This is a genomic window from Hymenobacter setariae (genome assembly GCF_007713685.1).
In the GTDB taxonomy this organism is placed as follows: domain Bacteria; phylum Bacteroidota; class Bacteroidia; order Cytophagales; family Hymenobacteraceae; genus Hymenobacter; species Hymenobacter setariae.
This window is the reverse complement of the sequence record NZ_VMRJ01000005.1, coordinates 330,848-348,767: the sequence shown is the minus strand read 5'-3', so window position 1 is coordinate 348,767 and position 17,920 is coordinate 330,848. Positions and strand designations below refer to the sequence as shown.

The 17,920-nt window shown below is 55.3% G+C and carries 11 protein-coding genes; 5 read left to right on the top strand and 6 right to left on the bottom strand.

Going from position 1 to position 17,920, the window contains the following annotated elements; translation table 11 throughout:
• Nucleotides 1-110: 110 nt before the first annotated feature.
• From FNT36_RS25945 to nuoK, 4 genes are all read right to left on the bottom strand, one after another.
• Nucleotides 111-1,628: an OmpA family protein gene (locus FNT36_RS25945; RefSeq protein ID WP_317129621.1), complete on the bottom strand. Its 1,518-nt coding sequence runs from the start codon at nt 1,626-1,628 to the stop codon at nt 111-113.
• A 343-nt stretch (nt 1,629-1,971) separates the two neighbouring features.
• Nucleotides 1,972-4,446 carry a S9 family peptidase gene (locus tag FNT36_RS20040; RefSeq protein WP_144851388.1) on the bottom strand — a complete coding sequence of 825 codons (2,475 nt, stop codon included), beginning with the start codon at nt 4,444-4,446 and terminating at the stop codon, nt 1,972-1,974.
• 132 nt (nt 4,447-4,578) lie between these two features.
• Nucleotides 4,579-6,528, bottom strand: coding sequence for an NADH-quinone oxidoreductase subunit L (gene nuoL / locus FNT36_RS20035; protein ID WP_144851386.1), 1,950 nt, complete (start codon nt 6,526-6,528; stop codon nt 4,579-4,581).
• A gap of 138 nt (nt 6,529-6,666) precedes the next feature.
• The gene (gene nuoK, locus FNT36_RS20030) at nt 6,667-6,999 is read right to left on the bottom strand and encodes an NADH-quinone oxidoreductase subunit NuoK (protein WP_144851701.1); all 333 of its coding nucleotides are present in this window, start codon (nt 6,997-6,999) and stop codon (nt 6,667-6,669) included.
• 460 nt (nt 7,000-7,459) lie between these two features.
• Here nuoK and FNT36_RS20025 point away from each other — a divergent pair, with 460 nt between their 5' ends.
• Both FNT36_RS20025 and FNT36_RS20020 read left to right on the top strand, forming a co-directional pair.
• The gene (locus FNT36_RS20025) at nt 7,460-8,062 is read left to right on the top strand and encodes an RNA polymerase sigma factor (protein ID WP_233636099.1); all 603 of its coding nucleotides are present in this window, start codon (nt 7,460-7,462) and stop codon (nt 8,060-8,062) included.
• Between the two features lie 80 nt (nt 8,063-8,142).
• A complete protein-coding gene (locus FNT36_RS20020; protein WP_233636098.1) occupies nt 8,143-8,517 on the top strand; it encodes a hypothetical protein in 375 nt (124 codons plus the stop codon).
• A 124-nt stretch (nt 8,518-8,641) separates the two neighbouring features.
• On the opposite strand, the gene FNT36_RS20015 is transcribed toward FNT36_RS20020, so the two are convergent.
• On the bottom strand, nt 8,642-11,173 hold the full coding sequence (locus FNT36_RS20015) for a TonB-dependent receptor domain-containing protein (protein WP_233636097.1): 2,532 nt from the start codon (nt 11,171-11,173) through the stop codon (nt 8,642-8,644).
• Nucleotides 11,174-11,509: 336 nt separating this feature from the next.
• Nucleotides 11,510-12,781 (bottom strand): helix-turn-helix domain-containing protein, encoded by a 1,272-nt coding sequence (locus tag FNT36_RS20010; RefSeq protein ID WP_233636096.1) that lies wholly within the window; start codon nt 12,779-12,781, stop codon nt 11,510-11,512.
• 87 nt (nt 12,782-12,868) lie between these two features.
• On the opposite strand from FNT36_RS20010, the gene FNT36_RS20005 reads away from it, so the two are divergent.
• From FNT36_RS20005 to FNT36_RS19995, 3 genes are all read left to right on the top strand, one after another.
• Nucleotides 12,869-13,684 carry a 3'-5' exonuclease gene (locus FNT36_RS20005; RefSeq protein WP_233636095.1) on the top strand — a complete coding sequence of 272 codons (816 nt, stop codon included), beginning with the start codon at nt 12,869-12,871 and terminating at the stop codon, nt 13,682-13,684.
• 388 nt (nt 13,685-14,072) lie between these two features.
• On the top strand, nt 14,073-15,104 hold the full coding sequence (locus FNT36_RS20000) for a T9SS type A sorting domain-containing protein (RefSeq protein WP_144851380.1): 1,032 nt from the start codon (nt 14,073-14,075) through the stop codon (nt 15,102-15,104).
• Nucleotides 15,105-15,464: 360 nt separating this feature from the next.
• On the top strand, nt 15,465-17,723 hold the full coding sequence (locus tag FNT36_RS19995) for a T9SS type A sorting domain-containing protein (protein ID WP_144851378.1): 2,259 nt from the start codon (nt 15,465-15,467) through the stop codon (nt 17,721-17,723).
• The last annotated feature ends 197 nt before the right edge of the window (nt 17,724-17,920 follow it).

Below are 17,920 nucleotides of genomic sequence, written 5' to 3'. Positions count from 1 at the left end.
TCCCGGAGGGGAGGGGCCGGGGGTAGGGTAATACGGTAGTGATTCACGCAAAAAAGCGGCCGCAACATCTGTTGCGGCCGCTTTTTTGTACTCCTAGCTACCTAGGGTGCCTACTTACGCTTGGCCGAGGTGGCCTTGCGGGTACGCTTCTTCTTAGTAGACTTGCGGACAGCCTTAGCTGCCGGCTTGGCGGGCGCGGGGCCGTACTTGGTCTCGGCAGGGTTGGTTTCGCCGGTCAGGAAGGGGTCGAAGTCCACGCGGCGGTTTTGGGCGCGGCCTTCTTCGGTGCTGTTGTCAGCAATAGGCTTGGCCTCACCGTAGCCACGGGCTTCGATGCGGTCGGCCGAAACGCCTTTGTCGAGCAGGTACTTACGAGCTGACTCAGCGCGCTCGTAGCTCAGGCGCACGTTGTACTCATCGCTGCCCTTGTTGTCGGCGTGGCCGGCAATGGAGAGCGAGTAGTCGGGGTACTCGTTCATAATCTGCGCCATCTGCTCCAGCTTGGGGGCCGACGATGGTTGCGGTTCGGCTTTGTCGAAGTCGAAGTTGATGTACTGCGTCTGGTCGCTGGGACCCTTCTTCTCGGGGCAGCCATTGGCATCCACTTTCGTACCGGCTGGGGTATCGGGGCACTTGTCTTTGTCGTCTGATACGCCATCACCATCGCTATCGAGCGGGCAGCCCGAGGCATCCACTTTCACGCCGGCGGGGGTGCCGGGGCACTTGTCGTCGGCATCCGCTACACCGTCACCATCAGCGTCGGGGCAGCCTTGCAGAGTGGCTAGGCCCTTCACATCGGGGCACTTGTCTTGGTAGTCAGCTACGCCGTCGCCATCGGTGTCGAGCGGGCAGCCGTTCTCGTCTACTTTCACACCAGTCGGCGTGTCGGGGCACTTGTCTTTGCGGTCGGGCACGCCGTCGCCATCGGTGTCTTTGGCTTTGCCTAGGGCTAGGGTTAGGCCCACCGAGTGCACCAGAAACCGGTCGTTCAGCTTGTTGTTGGGGCCGCCTAGGTTATCAAATCCCTCCGTGAAGGGGTAATGCTGCGACGTTTGCACGTCGATGGCCAGGGCCGGCGACACGCGGAAGCGAATGCCTGCTAAGCCAAACACCTCGGCCCGACGCACTTGGTTGGAGAACGAGCCGGCAACAGGATTGTAGGGATTGCCGCTAGCGGTGGTATAATTTCCCGACGAATTGGCCACGAAGAAGCCGCCGCCGCCCATCAGGTAAGGCTGCAGGAAGAAGTCTTCTTTGAGGATTTTACCGTTGTTGAGCTTCAGTTTCAGCCCTAGGTCAAACATGGCCGTCTTGGCCGTGAGATTATAGTAGTTGGGGGCTACGTCCTGAATGTAGTGGTAATAGTTCTGGTAGTTACCTAGCAGGCTCAGGTCGAACGTCGGTGACAAATACCGCGTGATGTGTGCCCCCACTCCTACCTGCACGGGCGTGTGCAGCTTACCAAAATCGCCGCCCAGGTTGCCCTGGTACTGCATCATGCTGAGGTTGACACCAATGGCTGTTTTCTTATCGGGCGTCTGGGCGTTAGCGCTGGGTGCTAGCACATTACTTACTAGGGCAGTCGCCCCGAGTAGAATGGCCTGCGAAGGAGAAAAAAATTTTCGCATAGAAAAATTAGTTGGGAAGGTGAGAAAGAAAGTGCGTGGCAAGTAGCCAGATGACGCTATGTAGCGCAAAACACGACGCAGGGTTGCCTTTTCGAGGCACTCAACGCATAATTGCCACCTAGGTCCACATCACCATTAAGCTGGCCCCCTTGCCTACCCTCTGAGTAACTGCAAATTCCAATCTTTAAATAAGTATCGTTTCTGATAGATATAAAAAAAGCCTGGGGTGACCCAGGCTTTTTATGATACCAGTACTACCCGTTATGTTTCGAGCAACCGGTGGCTACTCTTACTTTTAATTTAACAACCTCAAAATCCGACTATTAATCCGCAAAAAATACCCCTAGTTAGCGCGACCCGTGAGGCCAGGCGCGACTGGATTTTTCACGTACTTGTCGAGCCAGGTGTTCATTTCCCAGAGCATGTGCAGTAGGTTTTCGCGGGCGGCGTAGCTGTGCGACTCGGCGGGCAGCACTACGTAGCGCACCGTGGCACCCTGCCCCTTGAGGGCCGCGTAAAAGCGCTCGCTCTGGATGGGGAACGTGCCCGAATTGTTGTCGGCCTCGCCGTGAATGAGCAGAATGGGCGTCTTTACCTTATCAGCAAAGTTGAAGGGCGACATAGCATCGTACACATTCTTAGCCTGCCAGTAGGTACGCTCCTCACCTTGGAAGCCGTAGGGCGTGAGCGTGCGGTTGTAAGCCCCACTGCGCGCAATACCAGCCTTAAACAAGTTAGAGTGTGCCAACAGGTTAGCCGTCATGAAAGCGCCGTAGCTGTGGCCCATCACGGCCACGCGGTTGGGGTCAACCACCCCTAGGCGCTTGCCCTCGTCGATGGCGGCCTTGGCGCTGGCTACCAGCTGCTCGGTATAAGTGTCGTTGGGCTCGGCAGTGCCTTCGCCCACGATGGGCACAGTAGCACCTTGCAGCACAGCGTAGCCCTGCGTAACCCAGTACACGGGCGTGGCCCAGCTAAGGCGGGTGAAGGTATAGGGCGAGCCGCTTACCTGGCCAGCGTTGGCTTGGTCTTTAAACTCGCGGGGGTAGGCCTCCATGAGCGTGGGCAGCGGGCCATCGGACTTCTTGTAATTAGGCGGCAAGTAGAGATTGGCGGTGAGGTCCACGCCATCGGCGCGCTTGTAGTGCAGCACTTGCTTACGGAAGCTCCCACCAAAAGCCGCGTACGGGTTGGCAAAGTGCGTAAGGGCCAGCGGCTTGCCTTTCTTGGCGAGCGGCTCCAGGTAGTAGTTGGGCACCTGGTCGATGGCCTCGCGGCGGGTCAGCAACTCAGGCGTGCCTTTTTTGGCGTCGAGCAGGGCTACCGGCACTTCATAGTAAGGCGCTTCGGAACGCCAGAGCTCGGTGATTTTCTCGGTTTTCAGGTTCAGCTCGTTCACAAACGGCCGGTCGCCCTCGGGCGACGCGCCTTGGCCAAACAGGTAGATGGCCTGCCCACCCTGCCCTAGGGCAAGCACTTGCCGGCCCTGCGCGTTGCGGCGCGTGTAGGGCGCGCCAGGGTTGTGATACGTATCTTGCGACGAGCCATCGAACAGCACTTTCAGCGTTTGGCCGGGAGCGGCGGGGTCAAGCTGCCAGGTAGTTTCGTGGCGGTCGGCCCAGCGGTAACCATCCACCAGCGCCAGATGGTCGGTGCCCCAGGTCATGCCGGCGTAGCGCAGCGGCAGAGCGGCCAACTCTTGTGCCGGGCCGTCGAAGGGCGCGGGCAGTAGGTACACTTTATCGCGCACAGTGGCTTTCACTTTGGGGTCACCCCCATCCTGAGCCTCGGCATAGTAGAGCGTGGCCGGGGCATCGGTACGCCAGTCGTGGGCACGCGGGCCGGTGGGCACGGCGTCGAAGTTGGTGGGCACGTTGTCGGCTAGCGGCAGGTCAACTACCGCCTTGGCTACCGCACCGCTACCTAGGTCGAGCACATCGATGCGCTGCGGGAAACTGCTCACGGGCAGCGTGTAGGAGAACGGCCGGTGCACAGTGCGCACCAGTACGTAGCGCCCGTCGGGCGAGGGCGACACCGAGCGCAGCACACTGGGCTGCCCTAGGGGCTGCGCCGAGCCATCGGCCAGCTTCACCTTCACCAGCTGCGAGGTGGCATAGTACTCAAATAACCGCTCATCGGCGGGGTTTCTCAGCAAATCTTGATAGGTGCGGGCGCCCGATTTTTTGCCACCGCCCGTTTCCTGCACGGCGGGACCGGTGGGCGTGGCATCGGCGGCCGGGGCCGCGCCGCGGCCCGCGGGCACGGTGCGCGCCAGCAGCGTCTGGCTATCCGACACCCACTCGAAAGAGGAGCCAAACACGTCGTTGAGCGGCGTGGCCAGCAGGCGGCGCGCTGAGTTGGTAGCCACGTCAGCCACCCACAGCTCCACGTGGCCGGTGCTGCCATCAGCGGCTGGCACCGTGAGCGCAAACGCTACGTGCTGGTTGTCGGGCGACCAGCTCGGGCTGCTGATGCGGGCCTGGGCAGGCAGGCCCTGCACCGGCTTTTCGGCCCCGCCAGGCAGCTGCTTAAACTGCATGCCTACGGCGTAGCTCACGCGGCTAGGGCCATTGGTGCGCGGGTTGAGGCGCAGGCCGGCCAGCCGCAGCTCGGGCTGCGATAGCTCGGCGATGGTTGGGAAGTCTTGCACGGCCATAATGGCCATCGTGCGCCCGTCGCCCGATAGGCTGATGCGGGGCGTAGGCGGCGCCAGCAGCAAGTCGCGAATGGCGGCCGGCGGCTGCTGGTACTGGGTATCTTGGGCCATGGCAAGGGCGGGGGCGACTAGCAGCGCCAGTGCGGGTATAAGATGCTTCATGTACAAATAGACAGCCAAGGGTGTGGCTAGCTGCTTATACCGAAGGTACTCCTGATAGATTATTTATAAAAAAAGCACGCCAAGCGATAAGCTGCTTGGCGTGCTTTTAACTCGGAACCGGTAGACTACAGACTACATCCGGCCAAAATTCAGCCCTAGGATGAGTACGATGCCGAGTACCATTAGCAGCAAATAAGTTTCTACCGAACCCGTTTGCACGAAGCGCAGTAGCTGGCCGCCGGCCAGCGTCACGCGGCCCACGCCGTTGGCGATGGGGTCGATAACGCCGTTTTCAACGAACTTATAGAGGCCTTTCGACAGCGCCATTGTGGGCTTCACAAACAAAGTGTTGTACAGTTCATCTACATAATACTTGTGGTACACGAGGCTGTCGAGGCCCGAGCGCTGGCTTTCTTCTTCGGCGGGGCGCTGGGCGCGGGCTACGTACACCACGTAGGCGAACACAATGCCAACCACAGCCACCAACACCGAGATACCGATGAGCATTAGCTCGGTATTGTGGTCGGGCTCGGCGCTGAAGGCGGCGGGCATAATTTGCTTGGAGTAGGTGAAAATCGGGGCCAAGTAGTCACCTAGGTAATGCTTGCCACCTAGGAACATGGGCGCACCCATAAAGCCACCTACAGCCGAAAGAATCGCCAATATGATGAGTGGTAGCGTCATGCTAGCCGGCGACTCGTGCAAGTGGTGGCGCTGCTCCTCGGTGCCGCGGAACTCACCGAAGAAGGTAAGGAACAGCAGGCGGAACATGTAGAAGGCCGTCAGGAACGACGTGAACACACCAATGCCCCACATCACTTTGCTATGCTCATACACATGGCTCAGTATTTCATCTTTCGAGAAGAAGCCCGCAAACGGCGGAATACCTGCAATGGCTAAGCAGCCGATAAGCATGGTAATAAACGTGATGGGCATGGACTTACGCAAGCCGCCCATGCGGCGCATGTCCTGCTCGTTGCTCATGCCGTGGATAACCGAACCTGCACCTAGGAAGAGCAGCGCCTTAAAGAAGGCGTGCGTGAGCACGTGGAAGAATGATGAAGTGTAGCCCATCACGCCCAGCGCCAGGAACATATAGCCCAGCTGCGACACTGTCGAGTAAGCCAGTACTTTCTTAATGTCATTCTGCGCCAAGCCAATGGTGGCTGCAAAAAGCGCCGTAGCCAAACCCACGATACCAACTACCTCCAGCGTGTGCGGGGCCAGCGTAAATAGCACATTGGCGCGGAGCACGAGGTAAATACCAGCCGTAACCATAGTAGCGGCGTGGATAAGGGCCGACACTGGCGTCGGGCCGGCCATGGCGTCAGGCAGCCAGGTGTAGAGCGGCAACTGGGCCGACTTACCCATGGCACCCACGAAGAGCAGCAGCGTAATGAAGGTGACTACGCCCACGCTATAGTTACCAAACTGGCCTAGGCTGGCCTTTTGGAAAACCTCGCCATACTGCACCGAATTGAAGGTGAGGTAGATGAGGAAGATGCCGAGCAGAAAGCCCAGGTCACCAACGCGGTTGATGATGAAGGCTTTCTTGGCGGCGTTGTTGTAGTTGGTGTGCTTGTTCCAGAAGCCGATGAGCAGGTACGAGCACAGCCCCACGCCTTCCCAGCCGATGAAGAGGATGACGAAGTTGGAGCCCATCACCAGCACTAGCATGCTGAACACGAAGAGGTTGAGAAAGCTAAAGAACTTGCCCGCATTCTCATCGTGGCCCATGTAGCCGATGCTATACACGTGGATGAGGAAGCCCACCCCCGTAATCAGCAACAGCATAATCAGGCTGAGTTGGTCAATTTGATACCCAAAAGGAATCTGGAGCGAGCCAACCGAAATCCAGTCGAAAAGCTGCACGGTGTACTGGTACTTGAAGCCCATGAACAACGTGAGCGACAGCAGAAACGACCCTAGGACAGTAGCACTGCCAATAAGCCCGGCTAGTGTGCCCGACAGCTTGCGATTGAGCAGGCCATTAAGCAGGAACCCTAAGAAGGGCAGGCCGGGGATAGCGGCGTAAAACAGGGCAGAGTACGGCGCGGTGGCGCCGGGTAAAACATTTTCCATAAAGTAACTAGCGACTATGCGCCTGTCATTGCGAGGAGGAACGACGAAGCAACCTTTCCTTTTACGTTCGCACACATCTGTTATGCGGGAAGGAAGGGTTGCTTCGTCGTTCCTCCTCGCATTGGCAGACGGGCTCGTTTACCACTTCAGCCTACTGAGCAGATTAACGTCGGTATTCTGGAAGTTGCGGTAAATCATGACGATAATACCCAGGCCTACGGCGACTTCGGCGGCGGCTACGGCCATGATGAAAAACACGAACACCTGCCCGTTGGGGTCGGCGCGGTAGGCGGCGAAGGCAGCCAGCAGAATGTTGACGGCGTTGAGCATCAGCTCGACGCACATGAAAATGATGATGGCATTACGCCGCACCAGCACGCCCGTGACGCCAATGCAAAACAGCGCAGTAGCGAAGAAAATGTAGTACTGGAGCGGAACGGTGCGGATGACTTCGGGTATCGTCGGATTCATGCGGGTGAGTTCGGGGGCCGAGCGGGCCGGGGCTGGCGGGCTCTTAGCGGGCAAAGGTACCCGAAAAAGCCATTATGTGTAGCGGATTACTGGCTAGGGCTGGCAGTTGGGGCTCTCGGCCTTGCTGGCGCGAGTTTAGCGCAGCGTAACTGGTGCCTTATACTGACGTGCAGGTTGTCCCTCCAATGCCGCGCTAGCAGCAATGTATGTTATGCCTGCATACTTAATCCCTATACATATCTCAGATACGACCTAGGCGCGAGCTTGCTGCTAGCGCGGCGCAACTACTAACAGCCGATTTAATTTCAAAATCGAAGCTATACTGAATATTCCGGCACCTTATTTGTACAATGTAAAACTTCTGTTCTGTGTATGGGGAAAAGCGGCTTTCTTTGAAGGCCGCTTTTTTTGTGCTTAGGTCCTAAAATATCCCGCGCTGCCCCGCGTCTGCTTAGGCACGATGAACGCCAGCGCCCTCACCCTTACCGCCGCCATGACGGCCAGCCAGCAAGACCAACAAATACAGGCCACGGTGCGCGAGCAGCGGGGGCGGCTGCTGCGCTTTATCGAGCGGCGCGTACCCGACCCCGACGAGGCCGAAGACATTTTGCAAGATGTCTTTGCCGAGCTTGTGGAAAGCTACCGCTTGTTTAAACCCGTGGAGCAGGCGGCGGCTTGGCTGTTTCGGGTGGCCCGCAACCGTATTATCGACCGCTACCGCCGACCTAGGGCCACGGTATCGCTAGATGCGCCGCTCGGCGCGGCCGCCGAGGGCGACGAGCCCGCCCGCCTGCTGCAAGATATCCTGCCTGCCGCCGATGATGCTCCCGAAAACCGCCTGTTGCGCGAAACCATCATGGACGCCCTCACCGACGCCCTAGCTGAACTGCCCGCCGAGCAGCGCCAAGTGTTTGTGTGGCACGAGCTAGAGGACAAGTCGTTCAATGACATGGTAGCCGAAACCGGCGTGCCGCTCAAAACACTCATCTCGCGCAAGCACTACGCCGTGAAACATTTGCGCAAGCGCTTGCGCACGCTCTACGACGAGCTTTTCACGGACTAAAGCTCCCTTCCCTTTACTTCCCACCCAGCTCCTCCCTCTCACTCTAATGCTTCGCGTAGCCTAGCTTCGCGCTCTCAGATATGAACCGTACCTTCTGGCTTAAGAAAGCCTTTAAATTCGTTTTTTTCGCGGCCCTGTTCACGGCCGTGGCCGGCTTTGTCACCCAAAGCCTCTGGAACTGGCTGGTACCGAGCCTCTTTCATGGCCCCCTTATTAGCTTCGAGCAAACCATAGGGCTGCTCGTGCTGAGCCGCATTCTATTTGGCGGCTTTGGGCGCGGGCGGGGCAGCTGGGCACAGAAGCGCCGCCAGTGGAAGCAAGAAATTGCCCGCGAAGTGTCTAACCTCTCGCCCGAGGAGCGCGAAAATTTTCGCCAGCAAATGCAGAACCGCTGCGCCCAGTGGGGTCGCCGGACTGGCGCTCACTCTATGCGCAATGCTTTTAATGAGCAATAAATAAAAAACAAACCCGGTCATGCGGAGCCCCGCGAAGCCTCTCTACCGCACCACCTAGGGTGTGGTTTTATAGAGGTACTTCGCGGGGCTCTGCATGACCGGGGTGTTTCTTACCTCTCGGTAATTAGCCGCCCTGCTTGCTGCCGCCGCCCTTCGTATCGTCGTTGCTGATTTGCTTGCGCTGCTTGCCTTGCTGGGCTTGACCAAAACGATAGCTGAAGCTGAGGCGGAACGAGCGCTGGTAGGCGCGGAATTCGCTACGTTCTTCGAAGAGCGCCGTGCTTACGGTGTTGCGGTAGGGCCAGTAGTTATTAAAGGGACTGCCGAAGTTGAGTACTAGGTCAGCCTTCTCCTTGAGGAACGTCTTCTTGGCCCCCATCTGGTAGTAGAGGTTGGCCGAGCCACGGCCCTGGATATCGGGCGAGGGCAGCGAGGCGTACACAAAGCCTTGCAGGCTGAACCCTTTCTTGAGCTTGTACGAAGTGTTAAGGTTGAGACCCGCCGTGAGGCCTTGGCGATTGGTATTGAGCGCGGGGCTGCGGCGCACGATGTACTGCACATCGGGGCCACCGCTGAGGTCCCAGTTTTCGAGGGGCTTGAATGAGCCGTAGAAATTGAGCTGATAAAAAGTATTGGCGGCTACGTTCTGAAACGTCTGGGCCGTCACGCTGGGGTCGGGCACCACGCCGGCGGGCAGCGGCGCGCTGGGGTTGGTAGTCAGGAAGCGTACCGACTCGATGGCATTGCCGGTGTGGCGCACCGAGGCCGAAATATTGATAGAGTTGCTCTTAAAATTGGTATTGTAGCTCAGTTCGTAGGCATCGGTCAGCTCAGGGCTGAGGTAGGGATTGCCAAACGACAGGTTCTGCCGGTCCGAGCGGTCCACAAAGGGGTTGAGGTAGTCGATGAACGGCCGCGTGATGCGGCGGCTATAGGCGGCACGCACACTGCTAGCTTCCGAGAGTTTGTACTGCGCGCTGCCGTTGGGCAGCAGCGAAAGGTAGGCGGGCGGCGTGAACGAGGCACTGGTGCGGAAGTCGGCCGAAAGCGCCGTGCGCTCTAGGCGGCTACCTAGGCTCAAACTCGTTTTCTTACCCAGCCCAAACGAATAAGTAGCGTAGGCCGCCTGCACATCTTGAGCGTAGCTAAAATCGGTAATGCGGCGGCCGTCGGGCAGGTAGCTGGGGTTATCGGCTGGGCGCAGCGTATCGACATTGGCCACCGAACCAGTACGGCGAAAAATAGCTTTCACGCCCATTTCCAGAGTGTTTTTATCACCGAAAGGCTGCGTAAAGTCTGACTGCAATGTTATCTCGTGGCCGGGCGTGCGGCCCCGGCTGCGCTCGCGGTAGGTGGCCTGCTCGGCGGGCAGCAGCACGGTAGAGTTGTCATACTGGTCGAAGTCGTAGCCGAAGGTGCCCGTGTTCAGGGCGTATTGGCCGAGCACGCTCCACTCTTTGCGCGCCTGCTTGAAGGTGCGGGTGTAGGTACCGGTGCCTTCCACATTGAGGCCGCTAAAGCGGTTGTCGGTGCGGCGGGTATACAGCCGGTTGGTGAGGCCAGTAAGGCGGTTAAACAAGTCGTTGGTCGAGTTGCCACCATAGCCGTTGATGGAACCAGCCAGCGAAATACTGTGGTGCTCGGCTGGGTCGTAGTCGAGCCCTAGGGTGCCGTAGTACCACTTGCCTTTGTTATACACGTCGGCGGTTTGCAGCAAGTTGCTGATTTCCTGGCGCTCCTCATTGTAGCCTACGCGGGTGCGCTCCGAGTAGCCGGGGTTATACCAAGCGCCGGCGCTGGCCGAGGAAGTAAAACCAACTTTGCCCTTCTTAAAGTTGAGCGCCGAGTTGAAGTTAGAGTTGCGGTTGCCGCCACTGGCCCCGATGCGGCCGTTCACGCCCTGGTCAACGCCTTTTTTAAGGATGATGTTGATGATACCAGCCGTGCCCTCACCATCGTACTTGGCGGGCGGCGTCGTGATGATTTCAACGCTCTTTATTTGGTCGGCCGGAATGCTCTTGAGCGCCTCCGTCAGGTTGCTAGCCAGCGTGGGCGAGGGCTTGTTGTTTACTAACACTCGGAAGTTACTGGAGCCGCGCATTTTCACGTTGCCCTCGCCATCTACGGCCAGCAGTGGCGATTTACGCAGCACGTCGGTAGCGGTGCCACCAGCGTTGCTCAGGTCCTGCTCGGCATTATACACGAGGCGGTCGGGGCGCACCTCCACTACGGGCTTCGCTCCTACTACCACGGCCTCATTGAGGGCTGTGGCCGCGGCAGGCAGCCTAATGGTACCTAGAGCGGTAGCCCCGCTCGTCACGGTCACTGCCTGGGTGTGGGTGCCGTAGCCCACATAGCTTATGCGTAGCCGGAAAGTGCCCGTCGGCAGCTTGGTGAGCGAAAACTTGCCCGCATCGTCGGCTGCCACCCCCGAAATGGCTTTTTCGGAGCCGGCCGTTGGCAGCAGCACCACCGTGGCGTAAGACACCGGCTGGCGGCTCACCGAGTCGAGCACCGTGCCGGTGAGCGAGCCCGTATTGGCCACAGCGGCCGGGGCTGCTGGCGCCGGGCTTTGGGCCAAGGCCGCAGAAGTAGTGAGCAGGGCTATAGCCAGCAGCAGGCAGCGGCCTGAGCCGAGAAGAGGAAAAGTTTGCAAGACGTGCAGAATAGAGGTGTTGCGATGATAGATGCTACATGCGGCGCAAGCGTTGCCATAAAGACGAGCTAAAACAGAAAAAAACATCTTAGCTTCATATAGCACTGCCGCTACCTGCTGGCGCACAGCTTGCTGGCGGCGCGCCGCCCTCATTATCGCCCCCGTAGGCCAAACGTTACGGCGGCCTCCATAATAATTTAGTGTTACCGGCTGGGCGGCGCGCGGCGGCTGGGCAAGGGGCTGGCACATGACAAAAGGAGCTGGGTGAAGACTGGGGCAAAGCTCCTAGCTGCATCCACTCCCCGCGCTCCAAGCCATAAGTTGGCGCGTCCTAACTTATGATTTGGGCCGTGTCACTTCGCTGGGCGCCTGCCCCAGCAGCTTCTTAAACACGCGATTAAACGTTGATTTAGAATTAAATCCGCTCTCCAACGCCACGCCTACCAGCGAGTAGTGTGCAAAGCGCGGGTCAGCCAGCTTTCGCCGGGCCTCGTGCACGCGGTAGGTATTCACGAAGTCATTGAAGTTTTGCCCACAACCCGTATTAATGACTTTAGACAATAATGCGGGGTTGGTGCGCAGGCGCTGGGCTAGCTCAGTTAGGGTTAGCTCAGGCTCTAGCCAAGGTTGCTCGTCGGCCATGAGGCACAGCAGGCGCTCGCGCCAGGGCTCCAACTCAGGTGGCAACACGGCGGCCGCGGTGGGCAAGGCACTGCCTTCCCCTAGGTCTACTAAAGGAGCTTCTTTTGCCTCAGGCGCGATGGGCAAGGCAGTTGCTTGGTCTATCGGCTCCTTAAGAGCGGGGCCGCCTGGCTCGAAGCGCAACGGAGTAGTAGCCGCCGCATAATTGGCCTGCACCCCCGCCACAATGAGGCCATAGAGTAGCAGCCCCCGCAATGCGAAATAATTCCAGGCTTCATCGTAGCCGAAGCCGAGCAGCACATCCAGCGCTTCAAATACCAGGCTTAGCGCCCAGCTCAATACTTGCAGCACCAGCAGTTGCCGCAGCCCGGCAAAACGCAGGCGCTCGGCATCCGAAAAATTGTCGTCTAGGTAGCGCGTATAGCGGCGGTAGCCAGCTAGCACCAGCCAGCCATAGATCGGCAGCAACCCAAACTGCAAGTAGCCCAGTAGCTCGGTGGGGCGGTCGAGCCACTCAGTCAACGGCCCCTTGGTACCAAAATGGTACGGCAGCGGCTGCCCCCGTAGCCCATGCCACCATAGCAGGTCGTGGACTGCTGCGACTGCGTAAAAGGCTATTTTCAGTAGGCCCGGCAGCAGATGCAACCAGGCACGTGGCCTCAGCCGAAATTCTTGGTTGGTAAGGCTACGGAAGTATAGGTAGTAGCCCGGCCCAAGCAGCAAGTTGAGTTGCCAAGGCACGTAGAACATAAACGTATAGTAGCCATTGTGGCTGTCGTACCAGCCGGCGTAGCCTAGCATCCATTGTGCAGCGCCAAGCGTAGGCACCGCCAGTAGCAGCGCCAGTAAAGCATCGGGCGGCGTATTGCGCCGCCAGGCACGTAGCAGTAGCCACAGCGTAGCCACCACGCCGGGCACCACGAAGGGTAGCAGCAACGAGCTACGCAAGCCAAACTGGAAAAGCATGGGAGCGAAAGTACAGGCTAGTAACCTACCGCAGCTAAACATTCGGCTTAGCTTTGGGGTACTTGCTGCTAGTCTTTTTCCGGCCCCATGAACATCCTGCGCCACGTCGACCTCACCCGCGTCTTTTTTGTTGATATCGAAACCGTGCCCGGCCACGCTACCCATGCCGAGCTACCCGAAGCCATGCACCCGCTATGGCAAAAGTTCTGCGAAAAGCGCCACGCCAAGGAATTAGCCGACGGCCTTTCGCACGCCGACCTATTCGCCCACGGCGGCCTTTACGCCGAGTTTGGCAAAATCGTGTGCATCTCGGTGGGCTACTTCCGTGCGCTGAAAGACGAGACGCTGGAGTTTCGGGTCAAGTCCTTTGCCGACGATGATGAGTGCGCTGTGCTGCGCGGCTTTGCGCAGCTGCTAGGCGAGCGGGCCCCCTACGCCCCACAAGCCCGCTATGCCAAGCTCGAAACCGCCGGCCCCGAGGGCTTCTACCTCTGCGCGCACAACGGCCGCGAGTTCGATTATGGCTACCTAGGGCGGCGTATGCTTATCTGCGGACAGGCTATTCCGCCCATGCTCGACGTGGCCGGCCACAAGCCCTGGGACCTCCCCCACCTGCTCGACACTATGGACCTGTGGAAGTTTGGCGATAACAAAGGCACCATCTCGCTGCCGCTGCTGGCGGGCGTGTTCGGCATCCCCTCCCCCAAAGACGACATCGACGGCTCGCAAGTAGCCCAAGTGTACTGGCAAGACAAGGACCTAGGCCGCATTGTAGAGTACTGCGAGAAGGATGTTATTGCTACCGCTCGCATCTTTTTACACTACGCGGGCCAGAAGGAACTGTGGTCTGCCGTACAGCTTACGCAAGTGCCATGGGCTGCAGTGCCTAGCCGTGAAGCCTAATTTTCACTTTCCAAGGTCGAGCATTAAAAAAGGGGCAGCCTATTGGCTGCCCCTTTTTTAATGCTCGACAGATTGAACAACTAATCCCACCTCTAACCTTAATACCATTTCATATTTTTCTTTTATCTATGCAAAGCTATAACAAGAAGTCAATAAATTAATTTTGCATCTACTTATAATGCAAAAAATAATCCTAATTTTAAGCTTTATTTTGTATTATAACTACCAATTGCAGATTTTAATCCTATATTTGCTTCACAAATGTGGTTCACCAAACTAAATCAATAATAATTTTTCGCACATACTCATAATGCGAATAATTATAGTTTAAGAATTTTTACAAATAAAGAGTCCTTCTATTTTTTACTCGTTACGGCTTGATATTATTATGCGATTCAATTCTATTCATTTAGCACTATGGCTAGTAGGCCTGCTGACAATCGCTTTTGGCCAGCAAGCAGTTGCTCAAGTTATTGCGCCTACTCAGGGGGGCATGGTGAACGCTACTAAAGTTACCGCTACCACTACTGAGCTAATCTTTGGTAGCGGAGGCAACGGACAAGGGCGAATAGTAGCTGTTGCTCCCATTGGCAATGATACAGGGCCTATAATTCTTATCACTGACAATCAATTTTATACCGCTTCTACTACCTATAGCCAGGGTAGCTCGCTTGGTAAAGGTTACGCGGTATATAGTGGGAGCGGGCGCTCTGTTGTAGTTACGGGCTTGCAGCCGCGCACGAGTTACTATATAATGAGTGCTGAGTATAACACAGATGGGAATACTATTTCATACAACACTAATGGTAGTAGCACTTACATAGTAACGAGCGACGTTCCTAAAACAGTAGCACCCCTGCCAGTTGAGCTGACATCATTTACAGGGACTACCGATTCTCGTAATACTGCTACGCTGCACTGGGCCACCGCTTCCGAGCGCAATACAGCCTATTTTGCACTGGAGTCTTCAACCAATAATACCAGCTTTACGGAAGTTGGCCGGGTAGCTGCTGCTGGCAATAGCCGCCAAGCTTCGACCTACCAATGGTCTGACCCTCAGCACTTGGCTTATACTACTTACTATCGCCTACGCCAAGTTGATAGTGATGGCTCAGTATCCTATAGCAGCGTAGTTACATTAGCGCCTACGCTGCCTACGGCACGAAAAGTTGAGATATATCCCAACCCCAGTGCTGGCCAAACTATGCAGGTATTATTGCAGGGTTACGCAGGGGAATCGTTGGAGCTACGCGTAGTTGATACCATGGGCCGCTCAGTAGCAGCTCAAACGCTCAACTTGGTCAGTACCTACTCCACTGTCCCACTCATGCTACCTCAAGGATTAACCTCGGGCACCTACGTATTAACTCTTGCTGGTAGTGGCACTCCTGTCCAAAAACGTATTACTATTTCAAATTAATTGCTAGTCAAGTTAAGGTATCTAAATTTCTTATATAGGATATAAGCACCGCTTTTACGTTGACATCGCATTGATATGAAATAATTTATAAATTAAATTAATAAAACAAAAAGCCCCTTTCTTAAAGGGGCTTTTTGTTTTATTAATTTAATTTATAATCAGTGCAACAGCTCGTTATCGATAACATCGACAAAATGTTTATATGATTATTTGAGCTAATTAAAGCGTGTTAGGATAGTTACAAGTAGGTCATTTATCACTTATATAATAACCAACCGGTATTTTTTTGCATTACTCAAACAACATTGCTGGTTCATCGTACCTTTGGGCATCCGCTCCATCCTGTTATTTGTTGACATCATGCAAAAACCTTTAAACACTCACAAGTTTTCACGTAGCTTGCGCTGGCGAGGCAAGTTTTTAAACACTAAAGTTGGGCTACTGCTCACAGCTACTTTACTGCTGTTGGTTCAGGGCACTCAAACAGCTAACGCACAGGCGGGCTTTGTAAGCGATTTTATAAATATCAGCAGCCGCGTCGGTACAAATCCCCGCGTTACTGGGAAGTATTATACCCTCAGCAACAGTGCAGACCCGAGCGCTACGCGGCCGTTTCAGTCGGCGTTTCTAGGTACTTTCAACCGGACTCAACCAGATATTAATTCTCCGGTAACAGCGATTGACTCCTTATTCATCAATGCCGAAGCCAATACCCGAGCTTCGAATGGTGACTTCGTATCCGCAACGCAGCTATTTTATCGGGTACGGCGCGCTGATTTAACCGATGAGTTTGGTAGCGAAATTCCGGTGCCGTTGTCTCTAGCTTCGGGCGATGTGGGTGGTAATGCGCAGTGGGTTAGCGCGCGCAACCGAACAAACCTGATTACTTCTACTACTTCCCCCGGCACTTATTTGCTGGAAGTTTATTTTCTAGGTAACGCTACAGTTAGTAAATCACCAACATCTATTGTCGACAAGAAAAGTGGCGGATTTTACACTGCTACTTTTGAGGTGAAACTTAATGGAGTTAGTGTAGTACCGTCGAGCTGGAATGCTACTAAAGGTAGCAATAACTGGTTTGACGCTGCTAACTGGTCGGGAGGGCAAATTCCTAACACAAACACTGATGTTACTATTCCTTATGTCGAAAATGGGAATTACCCGATTCTTAATAGGGTGACAGGTCAAAGCAATATCGCTCAAGCTCATAACATTTTAATAGGTGGCAGACCTATTGATGACAACGGAGATGGCATTGCTGATAGATACGCTAAAGGTGCTACTCTTACGTTGAATAATGCACAACTACGTGTATTTGGCGACTTTCAGGACAGAAATGCAGGATTTAGACAGGGTACTACTTCCAGTACCAACCAAGGCAGCCTAACATTTGCTGGTACAAACCAGACCATTGATGCTGGACTTACTCTATCTAGCTTGTTTATCCAAGGCGGAGGTGTTAAAACGCTAACTCAGAATATTATCCTTAGAGGCGACCTAACATTTCAACTCGGTGGTGGCGTATTAGTGACGCGCACTGATAACACCAATACTTATAATATTTCCTTTCAAAATACAGGCGGTCAAGTTGGCCAGATAGTAGGCGAGGATAATAACAGCTATATATTGGGAGTGGTAAAATCTAGTTTGGGTGTGTATAACAATGGCCAGTCTTATAGATTCAACAACATTGGCATTGTATTAAGTGCTAATAATCAAGATAGTAACATTGATGCTGATGCCCCCGGCGCTGTCACCGTCATTCGCACTAGCGGTATCTTTAATGAGGTAGGTTCTGGAGTGAGTGTCCGCCGTAATTATGAATTTCAGGCTGATGCAGACCCGCTAGACTTTAGCCTTGCATTTAGCTATGTTACAGCTGATTTAAATGGTAATACTGCTGACAATCTGCAGCTTTATCGCCAAAGAACAGGTAACTCTACTTTTGAAAAATTAGGTAAGGACACCAGCAGTCCAGGAATAGTCGCAAAAGATGGTATTACGGGTTCGCTGAATGCTGTATTTACGCTGGGCGAAATTGTTCCACTACCTGTGACACTAGTGAGCTTTACGGCAACTCCTGCCGCACAAGGCGCGGCCCTACTACGCTGGACTACTGCTAGCGAAACCAATAACAAAGGTTTTGGAATTGAGCGTCAACTAGGTAATGGGCAAGCTTGGGAATCGGTAGGATATTTGGCTACAGGCAATAATGCTACTGGTGGCACGTATACTTATACGGATAAAACATTGGCCAACACTCATGATTCTCCTGTGGTCTACTATCGCTTGCGGCAAGAAGACCAAGATGGTAAGCTTAACTACTCGCCAGTGGCCGTTATCGCGCGCTCAACCGCAGCCGCTTCTACTGCTCTTCAATTGAGTCCTGTTCCTGTAACAGGCTCTACTATTTCGCTCACTTTTGCAGAAGCTAACCAAGCTGGGTCAGAAGTCTCTATCACCAATACGCAAGGCCAGCGCCTCTACAGCTACACGACTCAAGCCAGCTCCGAAGCTGCCCTGAGCCTACCAGTAGAGCGCCTTGCCGCTGGGGTGTATATTGTAAGTGTGCGCGTACCGGGCCAAGCCGTACGCCACGCCCGCTTCGTGAAGCTATAAGCTAGCTTCTCGTCTGCGCTAAACGTCAAACGCGCCCGTCGATATTCTTATCGGCGGGCGCGTTTGACGTTTAGCTGCCTTGCTCTTTAGTTACCTCCTCGCCAGCGCCCGCCTCCTAGGTCAAGGTAGAGCTTGACTTTAGGGTGCAGTCTTGCTGCTATCTAGAGAGCAGTATCAGACTGATTTCGCACTGCTCA